Genomic DNA, 16,509 nt, shown 5'->3' with positions numbered 1-16,509 from the left:
TAGTGATTAGAAACTAAACATAGTTCTGGAGAAAGGCAATCGCCTCTTGTTGTACGATGAAAACTTGCGTGGGCACCGCAGGTTTACTAATTTCAAGATAAAAACTGCTAATCGTCAGTGAAACTTGTTGATTCGTCAGTAGGGCCACTGCCTTGGTAAATACAGAACCAGACTGTGCCAGATAATCTCTACCTACTTTGTCAGCACAACTAATGGTTCGAATGTCGCATAAAATCGGATAGCTTTTTTCATTTTGAAAATGAATTCGATCCGAAACGATTTGTTGAGCGGCTGCTCGATCGATACAAACATTTTCTTTGTATACAAAAAAAAGAATACCGTCAGCAATCCAAAAGCGTGCATATTGATTCTCGTAACAATCGGGTGACTCTGTCATAACCTGCTCATTCAAATAGTGTTAATTAACAAAATTAACGATAATTACTTCAAATTAAATTGTGCATTCGGCAGTATATGTTGCAAATCACACAATAACTTGTCAATACAGGAATCTTAGTTGTCATTTTGGGAATAGTACGCTATCGGATGAAAATTCTTTCATTTATTTTGTACACTTTTATAGAGAAATTACAAACAAACAAACTAAAATCAAGAAGAAAATGGCAAAAATAAAGCACAATAATTTTATGGACACAGTGAACGAAGTAGTCGCAGCTGCGAAAAAAGAGGGAGTAGTACAACTTTATGCAGAAGATGCAAATTTAGATCGAAGAACAAGTACGGTAAAAGAAAAAATAAGGTTTCATTTTGGAACAACAGGTTATCAGGTAGCTCGTATTTGAAATTAGTTAGCGCGGATTTGCAATCCGTGCCCTCAAAGCCAATGAAATTAATAAAAAGAAGAGCCCCTGCTAGCTCCGACTCAAATAGCAACCCAAACCCACTACTCACTACTCAAAACCCAAAGTCACTACTCACTATTCACAACCCAATACTCACTACTCAAAACCCAAACCCACTACTCACTACTCACTACTCACTATTCACAACCCACTATTCACAACCCACTACTCACTTCTCAAAACCCAAACTCACTTCTCACTTCTCACAACTCACAACTCACTATTAACAACCCACAACTCACAACTCACAACTCACAACTCACTATTCACAACCCACTACTCACTACTCACTCCAAATCTAACCTCAAACCCTACTAAAAAATGCAACCCAACAAGCACCTTTCGCGTTTATTTGATCGCTTCACAGAAGACCGAACCATGAAGCCCACCCACATCAGCTTATACTTCAGCCTCTTTCAGTACTGGAACATCAATCGATTTCAAAATCCCATTACCATAACGCGAGAAGAAATCATGCTCGTGAGTAAAATAGGTTCTCGAGCTACGTACCACAAATGCATGCGCGAACTCAACGACAAGGGCTACATAAAGTACGAACCCACTTTCAATCCATTCAAAGGAAGTTCCGTTTTGCTATTCAATTTTTCCGAAGAGGAAACAATGATTCCATGACTAGCAACTACAATTTGCAATAACACATTTATGAACTGCTCCCCAGGGACACGACGCTATTACTACTCATCCCTCAGTATTCACTAATCACAACGCACTATTTACTGTTTACTACTTACAATTCACCAATCACTTCTCATTCAAAACTAAACAAAAAAAAGGCCTCACTAGGAGGCCTTTTTTAAAATACTTTACATAGTATTTTTAATTGTCTAATACTTCAAAAGCAGAATTCATACTCTTAAACTCAGGAACAATATGTTTCATTTTACTAACAATCGCATCATTCGCAAAACTATTGGCAGTTAAAATCAATTCGCTAATATCTGCATGTAAATTCTCATATTCTTCCAATAATTCTTGTGCAATCATAATTTTATTATGATACGTCGGTAAAGTTTTCGAATTATCATTGAGCAACTCCTCGTACAGTTTTTCACCTGGTCGCAAGCCTACAATTTTAATCATAATATCTTTATCAGGAATAAATCCAGCGAGTTTAATCATTTTCTTAGCCAAGTCAATAATCTTAACAGGCTTACCCATATCAAAGATATAAATTTCACCCCCTTTACCCATTGCACCCGCTTCTAAAACCAATTGACAAGCTTCGGGAATAGTCATAAAATATCGAATAATATCGGGATGAGTTATCGTTAACGGTCCTCCGTTTTCAATTTGCTGTGTAAATAAAGGCACAACAGAACCATTGGAGCCCAGTACATTTCCAAAACGGGTAGTAATAAATTTCGTAGAAAAAGCTTCGCTCTCTTTATTTTTAAGTGACAGTGATTGTACGTATTTTTCAGCGATACGTTTACTGGCGCCCATTACATTACTCGGATTTACCGCTTTATCTGTGGAGACCATCACGAATTTCTTAACATTATAAACACACGATAAATCGGCTAGATTTTTGGTTCCTTCTACATTAGTGATCACCGCTTGCGACGGATTTTCTTCCATCAATGGAACATGCTTATACGCCGCAGCATGAAAAACAACCTGAGGTTTATATTGCTCAAAAATACGCTCTAATGCCTTTTTGTTGCGGACATCTACAATAGCTGGAACAATTTTGACATCATTCTCAAATTTATCAATTTCAATACATAAAGAGTGTAAAGGAGTTTCCGCCTGATCTAAAATAATGATCTTTTTAGGATTAAAGGTCAGAACTTGTCTCACAATCTCGCTACCGATAGACCCTGCCGCACCAGTAATTAAAACGGTTTTATCTTTCAATTGTTTGGAAATTGATTTACCGTCTAAAACTATTGGTTTGCGTTCTAATAAATCCTCAATCTGTATGTTTTTTACCTTTCTAGAAATCTCCTTTTGATTTTCCCAGTCAGTAATCAAAGGAACAGTGTACACTCTGTAATTAAATTCTAAACAGTGATCCACAATAATCAATCGCTCTTCTTTAGTTAAGCTTTTGTCAGCAATAATTACCCCTTCCGCAGCTACAGAACGCATAAGTGCTGGCAATCGCTTCTTCTGAATTAAAATAGGCAAATCCAACATACGCTTGGACGCGTTTTGACTATTTTTATCTACGAAACCAACAATCTTAAATCGTGAAGGAGTTTCAAATTTCAATGCATTGGCTACAGATATGGCGTTGGCATCTGTTCCGTAAATTACAGCGCGAATTAATTTACTTGAACTATTCTCTGAAAAATACAGTTCAAAAGTTTGTTTAACGACCACACGGTACAAAAACAAACCACAAAAAGAGAGTACAATATTAATAAACAGTGCGGTGTTTAAAAATACTTTGCTTCCGATATAAAGATCATAGGCGGTATTAAAAAAAAGAAAAAAGATTAGCACAGACAGCTGAGAAAAAAACAATTTTACTGCATCAATATAAGACGAATGTCTTATAATTCCAGAGTAGGTACGAAACAACCAGAAAAAAAATACATTTACTCCTAGCAAGCACATTACTAGCAAAAAATTATGTGGTGCAATGAGGTACTTCAGCCCCATACCTTTGAAAAGCAAAAAAGTAAAAGTAAAAGAGAACAACAGTACCAGAACGTCCATGATAACAATAATCCAACGTGGCAAATAACCAAGATTATGAATCTCAAATTTCAAATTTTTTCTGGAAAATGGTTTTTCAGTCAAAGTAGTAAGGATAATTTTATTTCTAAATATTTTAGATTGTTGTCTTTTTATTTGTTTAAAAACAAGAAACAATCTCCACAAATTTAAACATTTAATAAAGATTTTTTCTACATACCATAATAATTTATGATTTTAAAATCGTCTCAAAAATCGTTGCTATTCGTTCAGATTCTAAAGCGGTCATATTAGAACTTGAAGGTAAACACAATCCTGTATTAAAAAGATTTTCAGCAACTTGCTTTCCGTAATACTGATATTTTTGATATAATGGTTGTAAATGAAGTGGTTTCCACAAAGGTCTAGTTTCGATATTATCTTGTTCTAGCGCCAGTCTGAAATTCTCTCGCGCTGCATAAGATGAAAAAATAACGGCATTCAGCCAGAAGTTCGAATCATAATTGTCATCCGGATTTTCAAATAATTGGATGTTATCATAGGATTGAAAAAGTGTACTATAAAATTCGTGAATAGACTTTCTCAATAGCAGATGCTCTTCTAAAATTTGCATTTGTCCGCGACCAATTGCAGCACAAATATTACTCATTCGGTAATTATAGCCCAACGCGCTGTGCTGGTAATGGGGAGCTGCGTCCTTAGCTTGTGTGGATAGAAAAATTGCTTTTTGCTTTATTTCTAAGCTTTTGCATACTAAGGCACCTCCTGCTGAAGTGGTAATGATTTTGCTACCATTAAAAGAAAATATCCCAATTTCGCCAAAAGTACCGCAGAGTTTGCCGTTATAACGACTTCCAAGCGCCTCAGCACTGTCTTCAAGAATTGGAATATTATATTTATTTGAAATGGCCTGAATTTTTTCTACCTGAAAAGGCATTCCATATAAAGTGACTATAATAATGCATTTTGGCTTCTGCCCTTTACTAATATTTTCTATAATTGCTTCTTCTAATGCTATAGGACACATGTTCCAAGTGACTGTTTCACTATCAATAAAAATAGGCTCAGCACCTAAATACAAAATTGGATTGGCAGATGCAGTAAAAGTCAAGGTCTGACATAAAACGAGATCGTCCTTTGCTACTCCTAGTAAAATTAAAGCGAGATGCAAAGCCGAAGTGCCCGAATTTACAGCTGCGATATGATAACCGCCTAGATAATTTTCTAAAGATTCTTCAAATGCATCCACATTTTCTCCACCGCTCGTAATCCAGTTGGACTCAAATGCATCTTTAATAAAGATTTGCTCGGCACCGCCCATGTGTGGAACAGACAACCAAATTTTTGAATTTTTCACCCTTTAAAAAAATTCATTAAATAGCAATTTTCTTCACCACTGCTCTTCTCATAAACAAATAAGCAAAACTTAGAACGACTAAAATTCCTAAGCTAACTAAGAAGGTTAGCATATCGTTTTTATCTAAAAATATTAAAAGTAGGTTTATAATAATTTGTAAAAAAGCATATAAAAAGGCAACTTGTAAATGAGAAAATTGCATCTCATTGGCTAAATATTGATACAAATGAGAGCGATGCGCTTCAAAAATATTTTCTTTCTTAAGTAAACGAGTAAAAATAGTCACCACAGCATCAATTCCGTATACTGCAAAAAACAAAATGTACCCAAATTGACCTGTTTCTAAAATAGTAAAAATCATAAAATAGCCCAGAAAAACGGCCATACTAATGCTACCCACGTCTCCAGCAAAAGTTTTTGCTTTTTTTCGAACATTAAAGATTCCAAAAACCGCAGCTGCAATAGCCATAGTAGAAAGTAACGATAAATGAACAAAATTAATCGGTAAGCAAGCAAAAGAGCCAATAGCCACTAAAGCATATAAAACAGTAATACCGTTAATTCCATCCATAAAATTAAAAGCATTCACCCATCCAATCACCAAAATAAAAAGCAAAACCAACAACCAAATAGGTTCATGAAACAAGTCTAAATCGTAAATAACTAATAAAATAGCAATACAATGAAAGGCAAAACGGGGCAATTGAGAAATGGGTTTAATATCATCTATAAAGCTAACAGCACCAACCAGTACAACTGCCAGCGCAAAATACCACGAACAATATCCCATAAAACAGGCGACTATCATGGCAATTGGAAAGATAATTCCGCCCCCTCTCAAAGTAATAGAAGTATGAGAAGAACGACTATTAGGCTTGTCTATTATATTATAGTGATCTGCAAGTCTAAAGTAAAGCAACTCAATACCCAGAAAAAGAAAGAATAAAAAAAAATACTGCATTTTAAAATTATAAATTGTTTGAATTATCAACCGTGAACTTTGTAAAAATTGAATTTTGAACTATAAATGAGATCTAAAACTTGGATTGTTCGAGATAGAAGCCTTGTAAGCCGCGAACTAGCAATGCAAAGTGATATAGGAGTTACCAACTACTACTCACACTTAATAATTAATACTAACTATTCAAAACTAATTAACTACTACTCACTAATTAATACTTAATAATTAATACTCACTACTCACTACTTAATAATTAATAATTAACACTTACTACTCACTACTTAATAATTAACACTTAATAATTAATAATTAACACTTACTTCATTCCCCCTAAATTCTATACTTCAACAAATTGATTAAATATTCCCCATAGCCAGATTTTTTTAAGGGTTCAGCTAAAGCGCGTAGTTGGTCTGAAGTGATAAAACCTTGTCTCCAAGCAATTTCTTCAATACAACCCACTTTTAAACCTTGACGTTCTTCTAAAACCTGAACAAATTGTCCTGCTTGCATTAAACTATTAAAAGTCCCCGTATCCAGCCAAGCGGTGCCGCGACTTAAAATACCAACTTTTAGTTTCCCTTGCTCTAGATAGACTTTATTTACATCCGTAATTTCATATTCTCCTCTAGCGCTTGGCTTAATATTCTTAGCAATTTCAACCACAGAATTATCATAAAAATACAATCCGGGTACCGCATAATTTGATTTGGGTTCTATAGGTTTTTCTTCAATAGAAATCGCTTTTTTACTGTCATCAAATTCTACGACACCATAACGCTCCGGGTCAGAAACGTGATAAGCAAAAACAACTCCGCCTTCTGGATTTGAATTCTCTTTTAACAGTTGTTGCATATTGGTTCCAAAGAAAATATTGTCTCCTAAAACTAAAGCGACGTTATCGTTTCCTATAAATTCTTCTCCAATTACAAATGCTTGCGCTAAGCCATTAGGATTGGGTTGTTCAGCATAACTGAATTGGCATCCTATAGCACTACCGTCCCCTAATAATTTCTTAAAATGAGGCAAATCGTGTGGCGTTGAAATTATTAATATCTCATGAATACCTGCCATTAATAAAGTTGATAATGGATAATAAATCATGGGTTTATCGTATACAGGCATTAACTGTTTGCTAACTGCTAAGGTTAATGGGTGTAATCTTGTTCCTGAGCCACCTGCTAATATTATTCCTTTCATTTTTTTTATTTTAAATTAAATATATTAAAATGTTTTACTAAGTGACATTATTTAACAATTGCATGCATTTTTTCAAACTGTCTTTATAATATGGTACAGCTACTTCATATACATTTTTAATCTTAGATTTATCTAGCAACGAATAGGCTGGTCTTGTAGCGGGCGTAGGATAAGCCGAACTCGGAATGCCACTAATTCCGCATTTAAATCCACCTATTTCCTGAATGGCTAATGCAAATTCATACCAACTAATTTCGCCCTCGTTGGAGAAATTATAAATTCCAGGTTTCCAATTTGAGCTGGTAAGAATTACCATAATTGCTTGTGCTAAGTCAGCTGCGTAGGTAGGGCTTCCGATCTGGTCATTTACAATACTTAGCGCATCTCGCTCTTGCATTAGTCGCGACATCGTTTTAACAAAATTAGCACCGTAGCTTGAATAAACCCAAGACGTACGAATGACGATGGCATCTGGATTGTTCTCTAGACATGCGTTTTCCCCCGCTAATTTTGTTTTTCCATAAACATTGATAGGATTAACAGCTGCTTCTTCAGTCAAAGCAATCGCTGATGTTCCATCGAAAACGTAATCGGTTGACACATGAATAAATTGACAGCCATTCGCCGCGCTCCACTTTGCTAAAATTTCGACACATTTATGATTTAAAATATCTGACAATTCAAGTTCAGATTCTGCTCTATCAACTGCTGTATGCGCAGCACAATTGATAATAATTTGCGGATTTATATCATCCAATTCTGTTTCCAGCTTTGTTAAATTACATAAATCCAATTCTTCTCTATCGGTATAAATCCACTCATATTCCGGGTATTTTTCCGCTAAGACTTTCAATTCGGATCCCAATTGACCATTGGCTCCGGTAATTAATATTTTTTTCACAATTATAAATTTTTCATTTCACATAACTCTTAACCACTCAGTATTCGCAGCCAAGCATAACTATAATGCGCCACTCACAGTAACGCCTCACTTGTTACTAATTAAAACTCCCAATCAATAGCATCAAAACCAGGCAAAATTATATCTTTTTCAGAAACAATAACCTTTGACGATTCCACTTTCCAGTCAATAGCTAATGTAGGATCATCGTACCTAATGCCTCTTTCACTTTCCTTATCATAAAGCTGATCGACTTTGTACAGTACCGATGCCGTTTCACTTAACACGGAGAAGCCATGTGCAAAACCATGCGGCACCATCAATTGTTTTTTATTCTCGGCACTCAAAACAACACTAAAATGCTGCCCGTAAGTTGGCGAATTTTTACGTAAGTCTACGGCAACATCGAGAATTTCTCCCTGCAGCACGCGGACTAATTTGGCTTGTGCAAAAGGATTTATTTGCAAGTGCAAACCACGAATTACGCCTTTAGTAGAAAAAGATTGATTGTCCTGAATAAAATTATACATAATTCCATTCTCATTAAATTTTGCTTTATTGTAAGCTTCGAAAAAGTATCCGCGGTCGTCGTTGAATACATTTGGGCTTATAATAACTAAATCTTGGATTGGGGTTTTTTCTACAGTCATTTTATATTAGATATTATTTTTAATAATTATTTATTGTTTTTAATCCGAAAATGGAATTAGATAAAAGTGATCTTTTCGGTAAATCGCTTGATTGTTTTTAAAGAAAATCTTCAAAAATTGTTACACGATGTGTCTGGTATAAAAAATAGACAAACATAGGAAAAAGCAAAACACTAAGTCGATTGATAGTCAAAACAGCTTTATCATTTTTAATTTTATCGAATGGAAATAATAATAGCGCAAAAAGTAGGTAGGGCGAAAAACGATGCGCTACAATAGGATTAATAAAAAAAGTTACGCAGTAAAAAAGAAAGGTTGTTACCAATATTGGATGAAGCATTTTACGTTTGTAAATTATATAACCTAAACCAACCAAACCGGCAATGCATAAAAAAAAGAGTATGTGCATGTACCCAATTAACGGCATTCCTTGTGAATATATTTCAATTTTAGACCTAATCGAATCAAATGCTATAATTTCTGATAACAAATATTTTAAAATTAAATAGAATAAGAAAGCGATAATTGGCACCGCCAGCAGCATTTTAAAATAATGCTTCCATTTATGAAAATAAGTGATTAACATTAAACTAGAACTAATATGCATAAATGGGGTCAATAAAATCCAATTGAATTTTTGATCTCTAAAAGTATAATAAAAAAATACAGCAAATAATAGGTAAGAAGGTCCATTTCGAAGTAAAACATAGCCAAACAAAAAATAATGTACTACAAATAGAAGTATTTTCTTCCATGCTTCGATATCATTTCTAAAGATTAACCATACAAAGAATGCAGTACTTAGCAGAAAATTAAACCAGAACATTGCACTAAAAACATCTGTTTTGTCCTCTAGTAAGCAATTAAAAAATGAATAAACTGCAAATAGATATGGCTCGTTTATTAAATAAGAAAGAAAACCGCTAGGTTGATGAAAAATTTCGAAATTATAGTATAGGAAATAGTCATTACTCAATTCGATATCTATTATTGCTCTCAACAAGAATGAGATTATGACAAATAAACCTGCGTAAATGAACCTCATTTTAGCACTAGGATTTGCTAAGCAAGCAAAATAAAAGCTCAAATAGGTAAGTAATAATAATAACAATAGTGTAATCATCTTATAAAAAAAAGCAGTAAAAATAAAGTTATATGTACCAATATACGACTCGAAGTTAAAATTTGAATTTCTTTATGCCCAGCTCCATCGTCAATTGCACCCATTATTTTAGAAGAATAAAATTGCAAAAAGCATAGGCAATAGCAGCTACTATAAACATAACTTCAAAACAATATTTGACTTTAGTAGAATTAACTATCATTTATTCTACTTGAAAAAAATACAATTGTAATGCATTATTATATGCTTTTGAATGACTTAAATGTATTTATAAGACCTTGACGGCTATTTATTGGTAAATTTTTGCCCATTGCTTTTACAATTTTATCGTTACTCACAAGATAATTTTCAGTAAGCTTTTGCAGTCGCTCGGAAGTAAGTGGCAATCGAAAAGTATCTCCAATTTTCGCTACTCTTTTGATCCAAGTTGATTTAATGTTTAAAATCATGTGTTTTTTTCCGATGCTTTGAGCTACAATAGCTATCAATTCATTTGTTGAGAGCGCTTCATCGTCTGAGACATTATAAATACCAGATTCAATGTTTTCGTTATCCAATAACTCATTGACAACAAAACAAAGATTTTCTATGCTTAGAAAAGAGCGCTTATTTTCAAAATCTCCTAACGGCCAAGGCATTCCTTTGCAAACCAATTTATACAATAAGTTTAGATTTCCCTTATTTCCTGGCCCATGAATCATGCAAGGTCTTAGAATGTAAACTCTTTTATCTTTTGGTAATTCTTTGGATAAAATATAAGCCTCTGCTTGTCGTTTGGCAATACCGTAATGTGTTTTAGGGGTTGGAATTTCATTTTCCGTTAAGATTCCAGCTACTCTATCAGCCACCGCTTTTACAGTACTCATAAAAATAAAAATCGATGAATCCGAAACTAAAAAACAATCAAACAATTGTTTGGTCAACTCAAAATTGGCATCGTAATATGTTGCTGGATCCGACACTTTCTGTAAATCGTGAGCTTTGCCTGCTAAGTGAATAATTGCATCCCCATCTATATTGAATGTTTGATTTGGAATGTATCGTGCACTTAATGATTTAGTTTGATAATTCTCTTTAAGATAACTTTGAAGATTAGACCCAACAAAACCTGTCGCTCCTGTAATTGTTATTTTCATTTCTTCAAAAATCCAATTATTTTCCATAAAAACCGACATTGTATTTTCAATGGCGAAAATTTTAGACCGTTCATGCTAAGCGCTTTTTGAATTTCCTTGGTAATTAAAGAATATGAGTCTGAGCCAGAACTGCTCAATCCACCCACAAGCATTGCAGTTGTAGTAATTCCCGAATATTTCCATGTAATATTGTTTTTCAAAAAGAATCTAGTAATAAGCTCATAGTCAGCACCAATTCTAAATCCTAAATCATAATTACCCAATGTGTTAAAGAGCTCTTTTTTTAAAAAAATAGAGGGATGAGGCGGCATAAAACCAATTTTTAACTTTTCTGGAATCCAATATTTCGAAGAATAAAATCTTATAATTTTACCATTCTCCTTATGCTGAAGAATATTTCCAACTGAAGCATCTATTGTGTTTTTTTGATGAAAATTAGCCATTTCTTCAAGAACAAACTCATTATTAAAAACATCATCAGAATTTAGAATACCAATCAAATCACCAGTCGCCATTGCAATGCCTTTATTCATTGCGTCATAAAGTCCTCTATCTGATTCTGAAATCCACTTAGAAATAACAGTATGATATTTTTCTATTATGTCTACAGTTTTATCTTTTGAACTTCCATCAACAATAATGTATTCAATATTTTTGTATGTTTGATTTGCAACGGACAGAATTGTTTTCTCAATAGTTCTGGCACTATTGTAACAAACGGTAATTATTGTAATTTTCATTTATAATTTTTTAACGAACTGAAAATTCTTTAATGATGAGATTGAGTCCTTCTTTTTAAAAGAATTGGCAAATTTTTAATAATATCAAATCGAAATTTAAATTTTTGAAATAAACTATATGGCGAATTTTCAGCAGTTGGTGACTCATTTTTACCATGTCTTCTGTATAACAAAAGAGGCTCTTCAATGAATTTTGATTTAAAATAAAGTTCAGCAACGAAACCAAGCCAAATATCATGCATAGGAATTGACTTAGGAAAAGGCAAAGCAGTTTGCAAAACTTCATTTCTAAAAGCGAGACAACACCCTAAATAAGAATTTTTAAATACATTAGAAAGTAATCCTTTTTTCGAATTATTTAATTCAAAAAAAGAATTATTAATAATTTGCAAATCCTGATCTACTACTTTACAATTTGAAACTACAAGTGAAAAAGATCTTAAATTCTCTGTACAAACCTTAATTTTATTGGGTAACCAGACATCATCTTGATCTGATAAAAATATATAATCACCTTTCGCCTGCATTAATGCAAACTCAAAATTTAAAACCAAATTTTTAAATGCGTTTTTGAATATGATTACTCTGTCATCATTAAATGATTTAATTATTTCTAATGTTTTATCTGAAGAACCGTCATCGCTAACTATCACTTCATCTTTATCTCCTAATTGTTGTAGAATGGATTTTAATTGCTCTTTTATAAATTTTTCTCCATTATAAGTAGCCATACATACTGAAATCATATAATTGTTTTTTTTGGACTAAGACTTCCTAATATAATTTTATTGATAATGAGCCCTAACCAAATTAACATTGAGTTAAAATAATTAACAAACATACCCATTAATATACAGAATATAATAATGGCAAATTTTACTGCAGCTTCGGGATACTTCTTTCTAAACTGATTGTAATAACGAACTGCTAGATAACCGTAGAAGGCATTTAGCAATACCACTCCAATAATTCCAAAATCTAAATAAGGATCAATTAAAAATGTCCCTACCCTTGATTCTGAATTCAACTCGACTACTCTTTGAATTATACCAATTTTTTCTAATAAAAAAAAGGAAGTAAAAGGTCTGAACGTATAGATCCCATAACCTAAAAAAGAAATATAATCACTATACTCCACCATTTGATCTAAAACCGAAAAACGTTTAGAACTATACTCTACAAATACGGCTTCCAAAATAGAAATATTTTCATTATCAATTCCAGCAATCGCACGATAAAATTCATTCGCAGACATAGTAAGTTCAGAATCTAAACGTACAAATCCAACTGCACCTAGGACTAAGACCATAACTCCTAACGCCTTTACCAGACTTTTTACATTTATACTATTATAAAAAGTATAAGTAACAAAAAAAGAGATTCCAAACAATAAATACAATTGCTTACTAAGATAATTGAGTAAAATGAATAAGGAAATAAACAAAATGAATTTGAATTCTTTTTTTGAAATAATTTTTTCTTTAAGAAAAATATATGCCCAAGTCGGAAGCAAAGGATTTAAAAGAATAAAATAGTGCAGAAAGGGAACCAATTTTTCATTTGTCTCTCCATAAAGATCCGCATTAGTAATATTTAAAATAGGAATAAAGCCAAACACGTAACATTCTACTGCAAAAGTAAATAATGCCATTAAACAAATAAAGCACAGTAGTTTTTGCCTTATATCATTATTGAATGTAAAAATCTTAACAGGAACCGAATTATAATTTAATGTTGCAAAAAATAAATATAAAATTATAGAGCAGTTAATTATTAAAAATGTTTTTGGCGAATAACTGAACTGTTCTGATGATAATTGTAAAAAACTATAAGAGAGCAAGTATAAGAAAGGTACAAAAATTGAAATTGGATTAATAATTGCTTTATATCTAATATTTGAAAGTACTAATGCAAAACTAGCATAACAATAATAAATAGAAAAATTTATTATTTGGTCGTTCTGGATTCCAATCATTGTGTATCTATAAACTAAAAGCAAACCTATCAGCAAACAAAAAAATATTTGTTTTATAAAAGCTGGAAATTTTTTCATTTTTTACTTTGATTATTAAAAGCTTAAACTTTCTTAGAAGAAATTTATTGTGTTATAAAAACGTGTTTTAATGTCAACTTGAAATAATCTTTATTTCGATATGTAATCTGTTTCAATAACCTAAAAATTAACCTTGCTTTATAGACGAACCTGCTCAATAAGCCATCTTCCTGGACAAATAATTTTTCAGCTTTTAACATTTGCTTATATCTATTGAACGAAACATTTTCTTCAAAACCGCTATCAATAGATAAATTTTGAAGAATATTGCTTCTTAATAAATAGATGCTTTTTTTATCTTTAAAAATCTTTCTAAAATACCAATGATCTAACATATCCAAAGTATAGTTCTTCGAAAATCCACCAATAGAATCCAGGTAGGAAGTTCTCAAAAGTGTACCAGAATTAATACCGCTAATTTTATCCTTAACTTCTCCGCTTGAAAGCGTGACTGGTCTAAAAATGCCGCCAATTAAAACCTTCACAGGGGCTATAATTTTATTGTGCGACAAAGAAACAACTGTTGGAATTATTGCAACAACCCTATTTGATATTTCATTAAAATTTAAATTTTCAATTTCATTAATATAATCCTTTGTTATTATTGTATCCTGATCTAATAACATCAACCATCTGCTTTTTGTGTTTTTTGCTAAAAACAATGCATAATTATATGCACCACTTAGTCCAGGATTAGTTGAATCATGATGATAAAGAATGTTAAATTTATTAAATACAAAATTGTTACTTTCATATTGCGACTTTGGACTATTATCAAATACCAATATTGAAATATTCCCTACTAAACATTCCTGTAAAGAAATTATTGTTTTTGATTCTTCCAGTTTTGTCTTATATAGAACTATAACTATATATATACCCTTATCATTCATTCTTGTACAAACATATTTATTTAGTTCAATTAAATAGAAATTCATTAAAAGAAACGAAGTGAAATTTCAACTTTCTGACAGGTGCCAAAATTATTTTTCCCAATTTATATTCAATAGAATTTGAATATTTTCTGAACTCAAAACTTTTAGTTGGATCAACAAAATAGAGTGAGAAAAGCTCTTTATGATTTTCCCATAGCTGGTATCTCAATCTCTTTTCTTTATCTTCCGTTATTTGATTATTTCTTGATACATTTAAAAGTCTGTAGTAAAAACATGCATTAGGAGCATTTTTAATTTGGCCTGAAGGATTGTTTTTGAGAATGGAAATCCAAAAATCCCAATCTTCAAGCCCTTCACTCATATTGTTGTTAAATCCACCAACTTTGTCAAAATCATCTTTTCGAAATAACGACGTTATTACCAATTGATTTTCAGCAAGTAATGTAGCCATGTCATAAGAAGCCACCTTAAAGTTGCCTCTGCTTCTCCCAAAGAACTGTATTTTTGAGGTTGCAATTATAACATTCGTATTGCTTTCCAATATTTCTACAGTTTCATCAATGAAATTTTTTGAAATAAGATCATCTCCATCTAAGCACAAAATATATTTCCCTTTGGAAAAATTTTTTATGGCAGAATTTCTTGCCGTACAAACACCTTGATTCTCTTGATATTTATAAGTGAATCTCGGATCACCTTCAATATAGTTTAAAATCGTTTCTTCAGAGTTATCTGTCGAGCCATCGTTTATAATGATACACTCCCAAGAACTATATGTTTGTTCTTTGACCGAAGTTAGTGTTTTTTTGATATATTTCTCATTATTATAACAAGGAATAATAAGTGAAACAGTTGGAAAAAAGGAATTCATCATATCACTGTGCTAAAATATCTTTTAAAGCTTCTAAATATTTTTTACCGTACTTTAAATCAGGTTCCATATAATTTCCTTCCGCCCATTCATTCCAAGATTTAATAAAGACTATTTTATTTTCATTCTTTTTATGAGATACCATTTCAATAACTTGCTTCACATGAACCTTAAAGTTTTCGGGAGTTGAATTTGTTATTACTAATCCCTCTTTACCACTTCTTGCAGTATGATCCCAACCAGGTATAATACTTGGAAAAACATTATCTAACTGATCCTCTTCAGGTTTTAAAAATCTTTTGGACATTTTTTTATAAGAATATGTCAATGGAACTCCGTTGAACATTTTTTTTACTTTCGAAATTACTTTTTCTGTAAAAGATCTATAATTGACTAAATAATTATCAAGCCTTACCGTATTTACAGCATCAAGATCTAATGTCAAAAGCTGTTTTGCAGTTATTTCTAAATTATTACAATGGCCAATAAAATAAATACCATTCAATCCATTTTCAATAGCTAATTTTCTCCATGTCGCAATAAATATCGAAACTTCACTGCTAGCAAGCGGCTTATATATCATAAACACAGGTCTGCCTTGTATCTCAATATACCTTTTGTCTTTGAAAGCTGGTAAAACTTCGTAAAAATGAGCTGTATAGTCATCGATGCCAGGATAAAACTGCTCGATTAAAACATTTCTATTATTCATACCATGAGCAAAACCTTTCCAAGTTTCGTTTGCCCATGCTAAACAAAATGGATAATCGGGCTCTCCAGAACTTAAAACTTCATTAAATGGTCGTTCAATCAATCTCTTCCCATTACCAAACCAGTAATGCCAGTAACAAAACCCTTCAACTCCGTGCTCTCTAGCCATATCAGCCTGTGCTTTACGAGTTTCGGCCACACGTAAATCATAATAACCTAAATCTGCAGGTACTCTTGGCTGATAATGTCCTTTAAATAATGCTTTAGCTTTACCTACATTTGTCCACTCTGTAAATCCCTTTCCCCACCATACATCATTTTCAGGTATTGGATGATATTGTGGCAAATAAAATGCTATTACTCTGGCTTTTGTATTCATGTAC

17 protein-coding genes are annotated in these 16,509 nt (G+C 32.4%); 2 read left to right on the top strand and 15 right to left on the bottom strand.

Going from position 1 to position 16,509, the window contains the following annotated elements:
• Positions 1-13: 13 nt before the first annotated feature.
• Positions 14-397, bottom strand: coding sequence for a hypothetical protein (locus tag ACRASX_RS07545; RefSeq protein WP_432222952.1), 384 nt, complete (start codon positions 395-397; stop codon positions 14-16).
• Positions 398-620: 223 nt separating this feature from the next.
• Here ACRASX_RS07545 and ACRASX_RS07540 point away from each other — a divergent pair, with 223 nt between their 5' ends.
• Both ACRASX_RS07540 and ACRASX_RS07535 read left to right on the top strand, forming a co-directional pair.
• Entirely contained in the window at positions 621-803 is a 183-nt protein-coding gene (locus tag ACRASX_RS07540) for a hypothetical protein (protein ID WP_432222951.1), read from the top strand.
• A 381-nt stretch (positions 804-1,184) separates the two neighbouring features.
• Positions 1,185-1,496 (top strand): hypothetical protein, encoded by a 312-nt coding sequence (locus ACRASX_RS07535; protein WP_432222950.1) that lies wholly within the window; start codon positions 1,185-1,187, stop codon positions 1,494-1,496.
• 204 nt (positions 1,497-1,700) lie between these two features.
• Here the strand turns inward: ACRASX_RS07535 and ACRASX_RS07530 are convergent, their stop codons facing one another.
• The 14 genes from ACRASX_RS07530 to ACRASX_RS07465 all read right to left on the bottom strand — a co-directional run bounded on the left by ACRASX_RS07530 (position 1,701) and on the right by ACRASX_RS07465 (position 16,505).
• Positions 1,701-3,548, bottom strand: a complete 1,848-nt coding sequence (locus ACRASX_RS07530; protein ID WP_231739715.1) for a polysaccharide biosynthesis protein — start codon at positions 3,546-3,548, stop codon at positions 1,701-1,703.
• A gap of 208 nt (positions 3,549-3,756) precedes the next feature.
• Positions 3,757-4,884: a DegT/DnrJ/EryC1/StrS family aminotransferase gene (locus ACRASX_RS07525; RefSeq protein ID WP_432222949.1), complete on the bottom strand. Its 1,128-nt coding sequence runs from the start codon at positions 4,882-4,884 to the stop codon at positions 3,757-3,759.
• A gap of 16 nt (positions 4,885-4,900) precedes the next feature.
• Positions 4,901-5,845 carry an MraY family glycosyltransferase gene (locus ACRASX_RS07520; RefSeq protein ID WP_432222948.1) on the bottom strand — a complete coding sequence of 315 codons (945 nt, stop codon included), beginning with the start codon at positions 5,843-5,845 and terminating at the stop codon, positions 4,901-4,903.
• A gap of 330 nt (positions 5,846-6,175) precedes the next feature.
• Positions 6,176-7,045 carry a glucose-1-phosphate thymidylyltransferase RfbA gene (gene rfbA, locus ACRASX_RS07515; protein ID WP_432222947.1) on the bottom strand — a complete coding sequence of 290 codons (870 nt, stop codon included), beginning with the start codon at positions 7,043-7,045 and terminating at the stop codon, positions 6,176-6,178.
• 37 nt (positions 7,046-7,082) lie between these two features.
• Positions 7,083-7,946 carry a dTDP-4-dehydrorhamnose reductase gene (gene rfbD, locus ACRASX_RS07510; RefSeq protein WP_432222946.1) on the bottom strand — a complete coding sequence of 288 codons (864 nt, stop codon included), beginning with the start codon at positions 7,944-7,946 and terminating at the stop codon, positions 7,083-7,085.
• A 101-nt stretch (positions 7,947-8,047) separates the two neighbouring features.
• Positions 8,048-8,596, bottom strand: a complete 549-nt coding sequence (rfbC, locus tag ACRASX_RS07505) for a dTDP-4-dehydrorhamnose 3,5-epimerase (protein WP_432222945.1) — start codon at positions 8,594-8,596, stop codon at positions 8,048-8,050.
• Between the two features lie 97 nt (positions 8,597-8,693).
• Positions 8,694-9,596, bottom strand: coding sequence for a hypothetical protein (locus ACRASX_RS07500; protein ID WP_432222944.1), 903 nt, complete (start codon positions 9,594-9,596; stop codon positions 8,694-8,696).
• 362 nt (positions 9,597-9,958) lie between these two features.
• Complete coding sequence (locus ACRASX_RS07495; RefSeq protein WP_432222943.1) at positions 9,959-10,882, bottom strand: NAD-dependent epimerase/dehydratase family protein; 924 nt, start codon at positions 10,880-10,882, stop codon at positions 9,959-9,961.
• Entirely contained in the window at positions 10,852-11,595 is a 744-nt protein-coding gene (locus ACRASX_RS07490; protein ID WP_432222942.1) for a glycosyltransferase family 2 protein, read from the bottom strand. The genes ACRASX_RS07495 and ACRASX_RS07490 overlap by 31 nt, the downstream gene beginning before the upstream one ends.
• 29 nt (positions 11,596-11,624) lie before the next feature.
• A complete protein-coding gene (locus tag ACRASX_RS07485) occupies positions 11,625-12,341 on the bottom strand; it encodes a glycosyltransferase family 2 protein (RefSeq protein ID WP_432222941.1) in 717 nt (238 codons plus the stop codon).
• Positions 12,338-13,570, bottom strand: coding sequence for an O-antigen polymerase (locus ACRASX_RS07480; RefSeq protein ID WP_432223076.1), 1,233 nt, complete (start codon positions 13,568-13,570; stop codon positions 12,338-12,340). The genes ACRASX_RS07485 and ACRASX_RS07480 overlap by 4 nt, the downstream gene beginning before the upstream one ends.
• A 122-nt stretch (positions 13,571-13,692) precedes the next feature.
• Positions 13,693-14,541 carry a hypothetical protein gene (locus ACRASX_RS07475; protein WP_432222940.1) on the bottom strand — a complete coding sequence of 283 codons (849 nt, stop codon included), beginning with the start codon at positions 14,539-14,541 and terminating at the stop codon, positions 13,693-13,695.
• A gap of 25 nt (positions 14,542-14,566) precedes the next feature.
• Positions 14,567-15,418, bottom strand: a complete 852-nt coding sequence (locus ACRASX_RS07470; protein ID WP_432222939.1) for a glycosyltransferase family 2 protein — start codon at positions 15,416-15,418, stop codon at positions 14,567-14,569.
• Between the two features lies 1 nt (position 15,419).
• Positions 15,420-16,505: a glycosyltransferase WbsX family protein gene (locus ACRASX_RS07465; protein WP_432222938.1), complete on the bottom strand. Its 1,086-nt coding sequence runs from the start codon at positions 16,503-16,505 to the stop codon at positions 15,420-15,422.
• Positions 16,506-16,509: the final 4 nt, after the last annotated feature.

Source organism: Flavobacterium sp. TMP13 (genome assembly GCF_050847115.1).
GTDB lineage: Bacteria > Bacteroidota > Bacteroidia > Flavobacteriales > Flavobacteriaceae > Flavobacterium.
Note: the sequence above shows the minus strand (reverse complement) of the source record. Positions and strands in the feature narration are given on the sequence as shown.

Coding starts and splice junctions, on each gene's coding strand:
- ACRASX_RS07545 (WP_432222952.1), bottom strand. CDS start 397: ATGACAGAGTCACCCGATTGTTACGAGAATCAATATGCACGCTTTTGG.
- ACRASX_RS07540 (WP_432222951.1), top strand. CDS start 621: ATGGCAAAAATAAAGCACAATAATTTTATGGACACAGTGAACGAAGTA.
- ACRASX_RS07535 (WP_432222950.1), top strand. CDS start 1,185: ATGCAACCCAACAAGCACCTTTCGCGTTTATTTGATCGCTTCACAGAA.
- ACRASX_RS07530 (WP_231739715.1), bottom strand. CDS start 3,548: ATGGACGTTCTGGTACTGTTGTTCTCTTTTACTTTTACTTTTTTGCTT.
- ACRASX_RS07520 (WP_432222948.1), bottom strand. CDS start 5,845: ATGCAGTATTTTTTTTTATTCTTTCTTTTTCTGGGTATTGAGTTGCTT.
- rfbA (WP_432222947.1), bottom strand. CDS start 7,045: ATGAAAGGAATAATATTAGCAGGTGGCTCAGGAACAAGATTACACCCA.
- rfbC (WP_432222945.1), bottom strand. CDS start 8,596: ATGACTGTAGAAAAAACCCCAATCCAAGATTTAGTTATTATAAGCCCA.
- ACRASX_RS07495 (WP_432222943.1), bottom strand. CDS start 10,882: ATGGAAAATAATTGGATTTTTGAAGAAATGAAAATAACAATTACAGGA.
- ACRASX_RS07490 (WP_432222942.1), bottom strand. CDS start 11,595: ATGAAAATTACAATAATTACCGTTTGTTACAATAGTGCCAGAACTATT.
- ACRASX_RS07485 (WP_432222941.1), bottom strand. CDS start 12,341: ATGATTTCAGTATGTATGGCTACTTATAATGGAGAAAAATTTATAAAA.
- ACRASX_RS07480 (WP_432223076.1), bottom strand. CDS start 13,570: ATGATTGGAATCCAGAACGACCAAATAATAAATTTTTCTATTTATTAT.
- ACRASX_RS07475 (WP_432222940.1), bottom strand. CDS start 14,541: ATGAATGATAAGGGTATATATATAGTTATAGTTCTATATAAGACAAAA.
- ACRASX_RS07470 (WP_432222939.1), bottom strand. CDS start 15,418: ATGATGAATTCCTTTTTTCCAACTGTTTCACTTATTATTCCTTGTTAT.
- ACRASX_RS07465 (WP_432222938.1), bottom strand. CDS start 16,505: ATGAATACAAAAGCCAGAGTAATAGCATTTTATTTGCCACAATATCAT.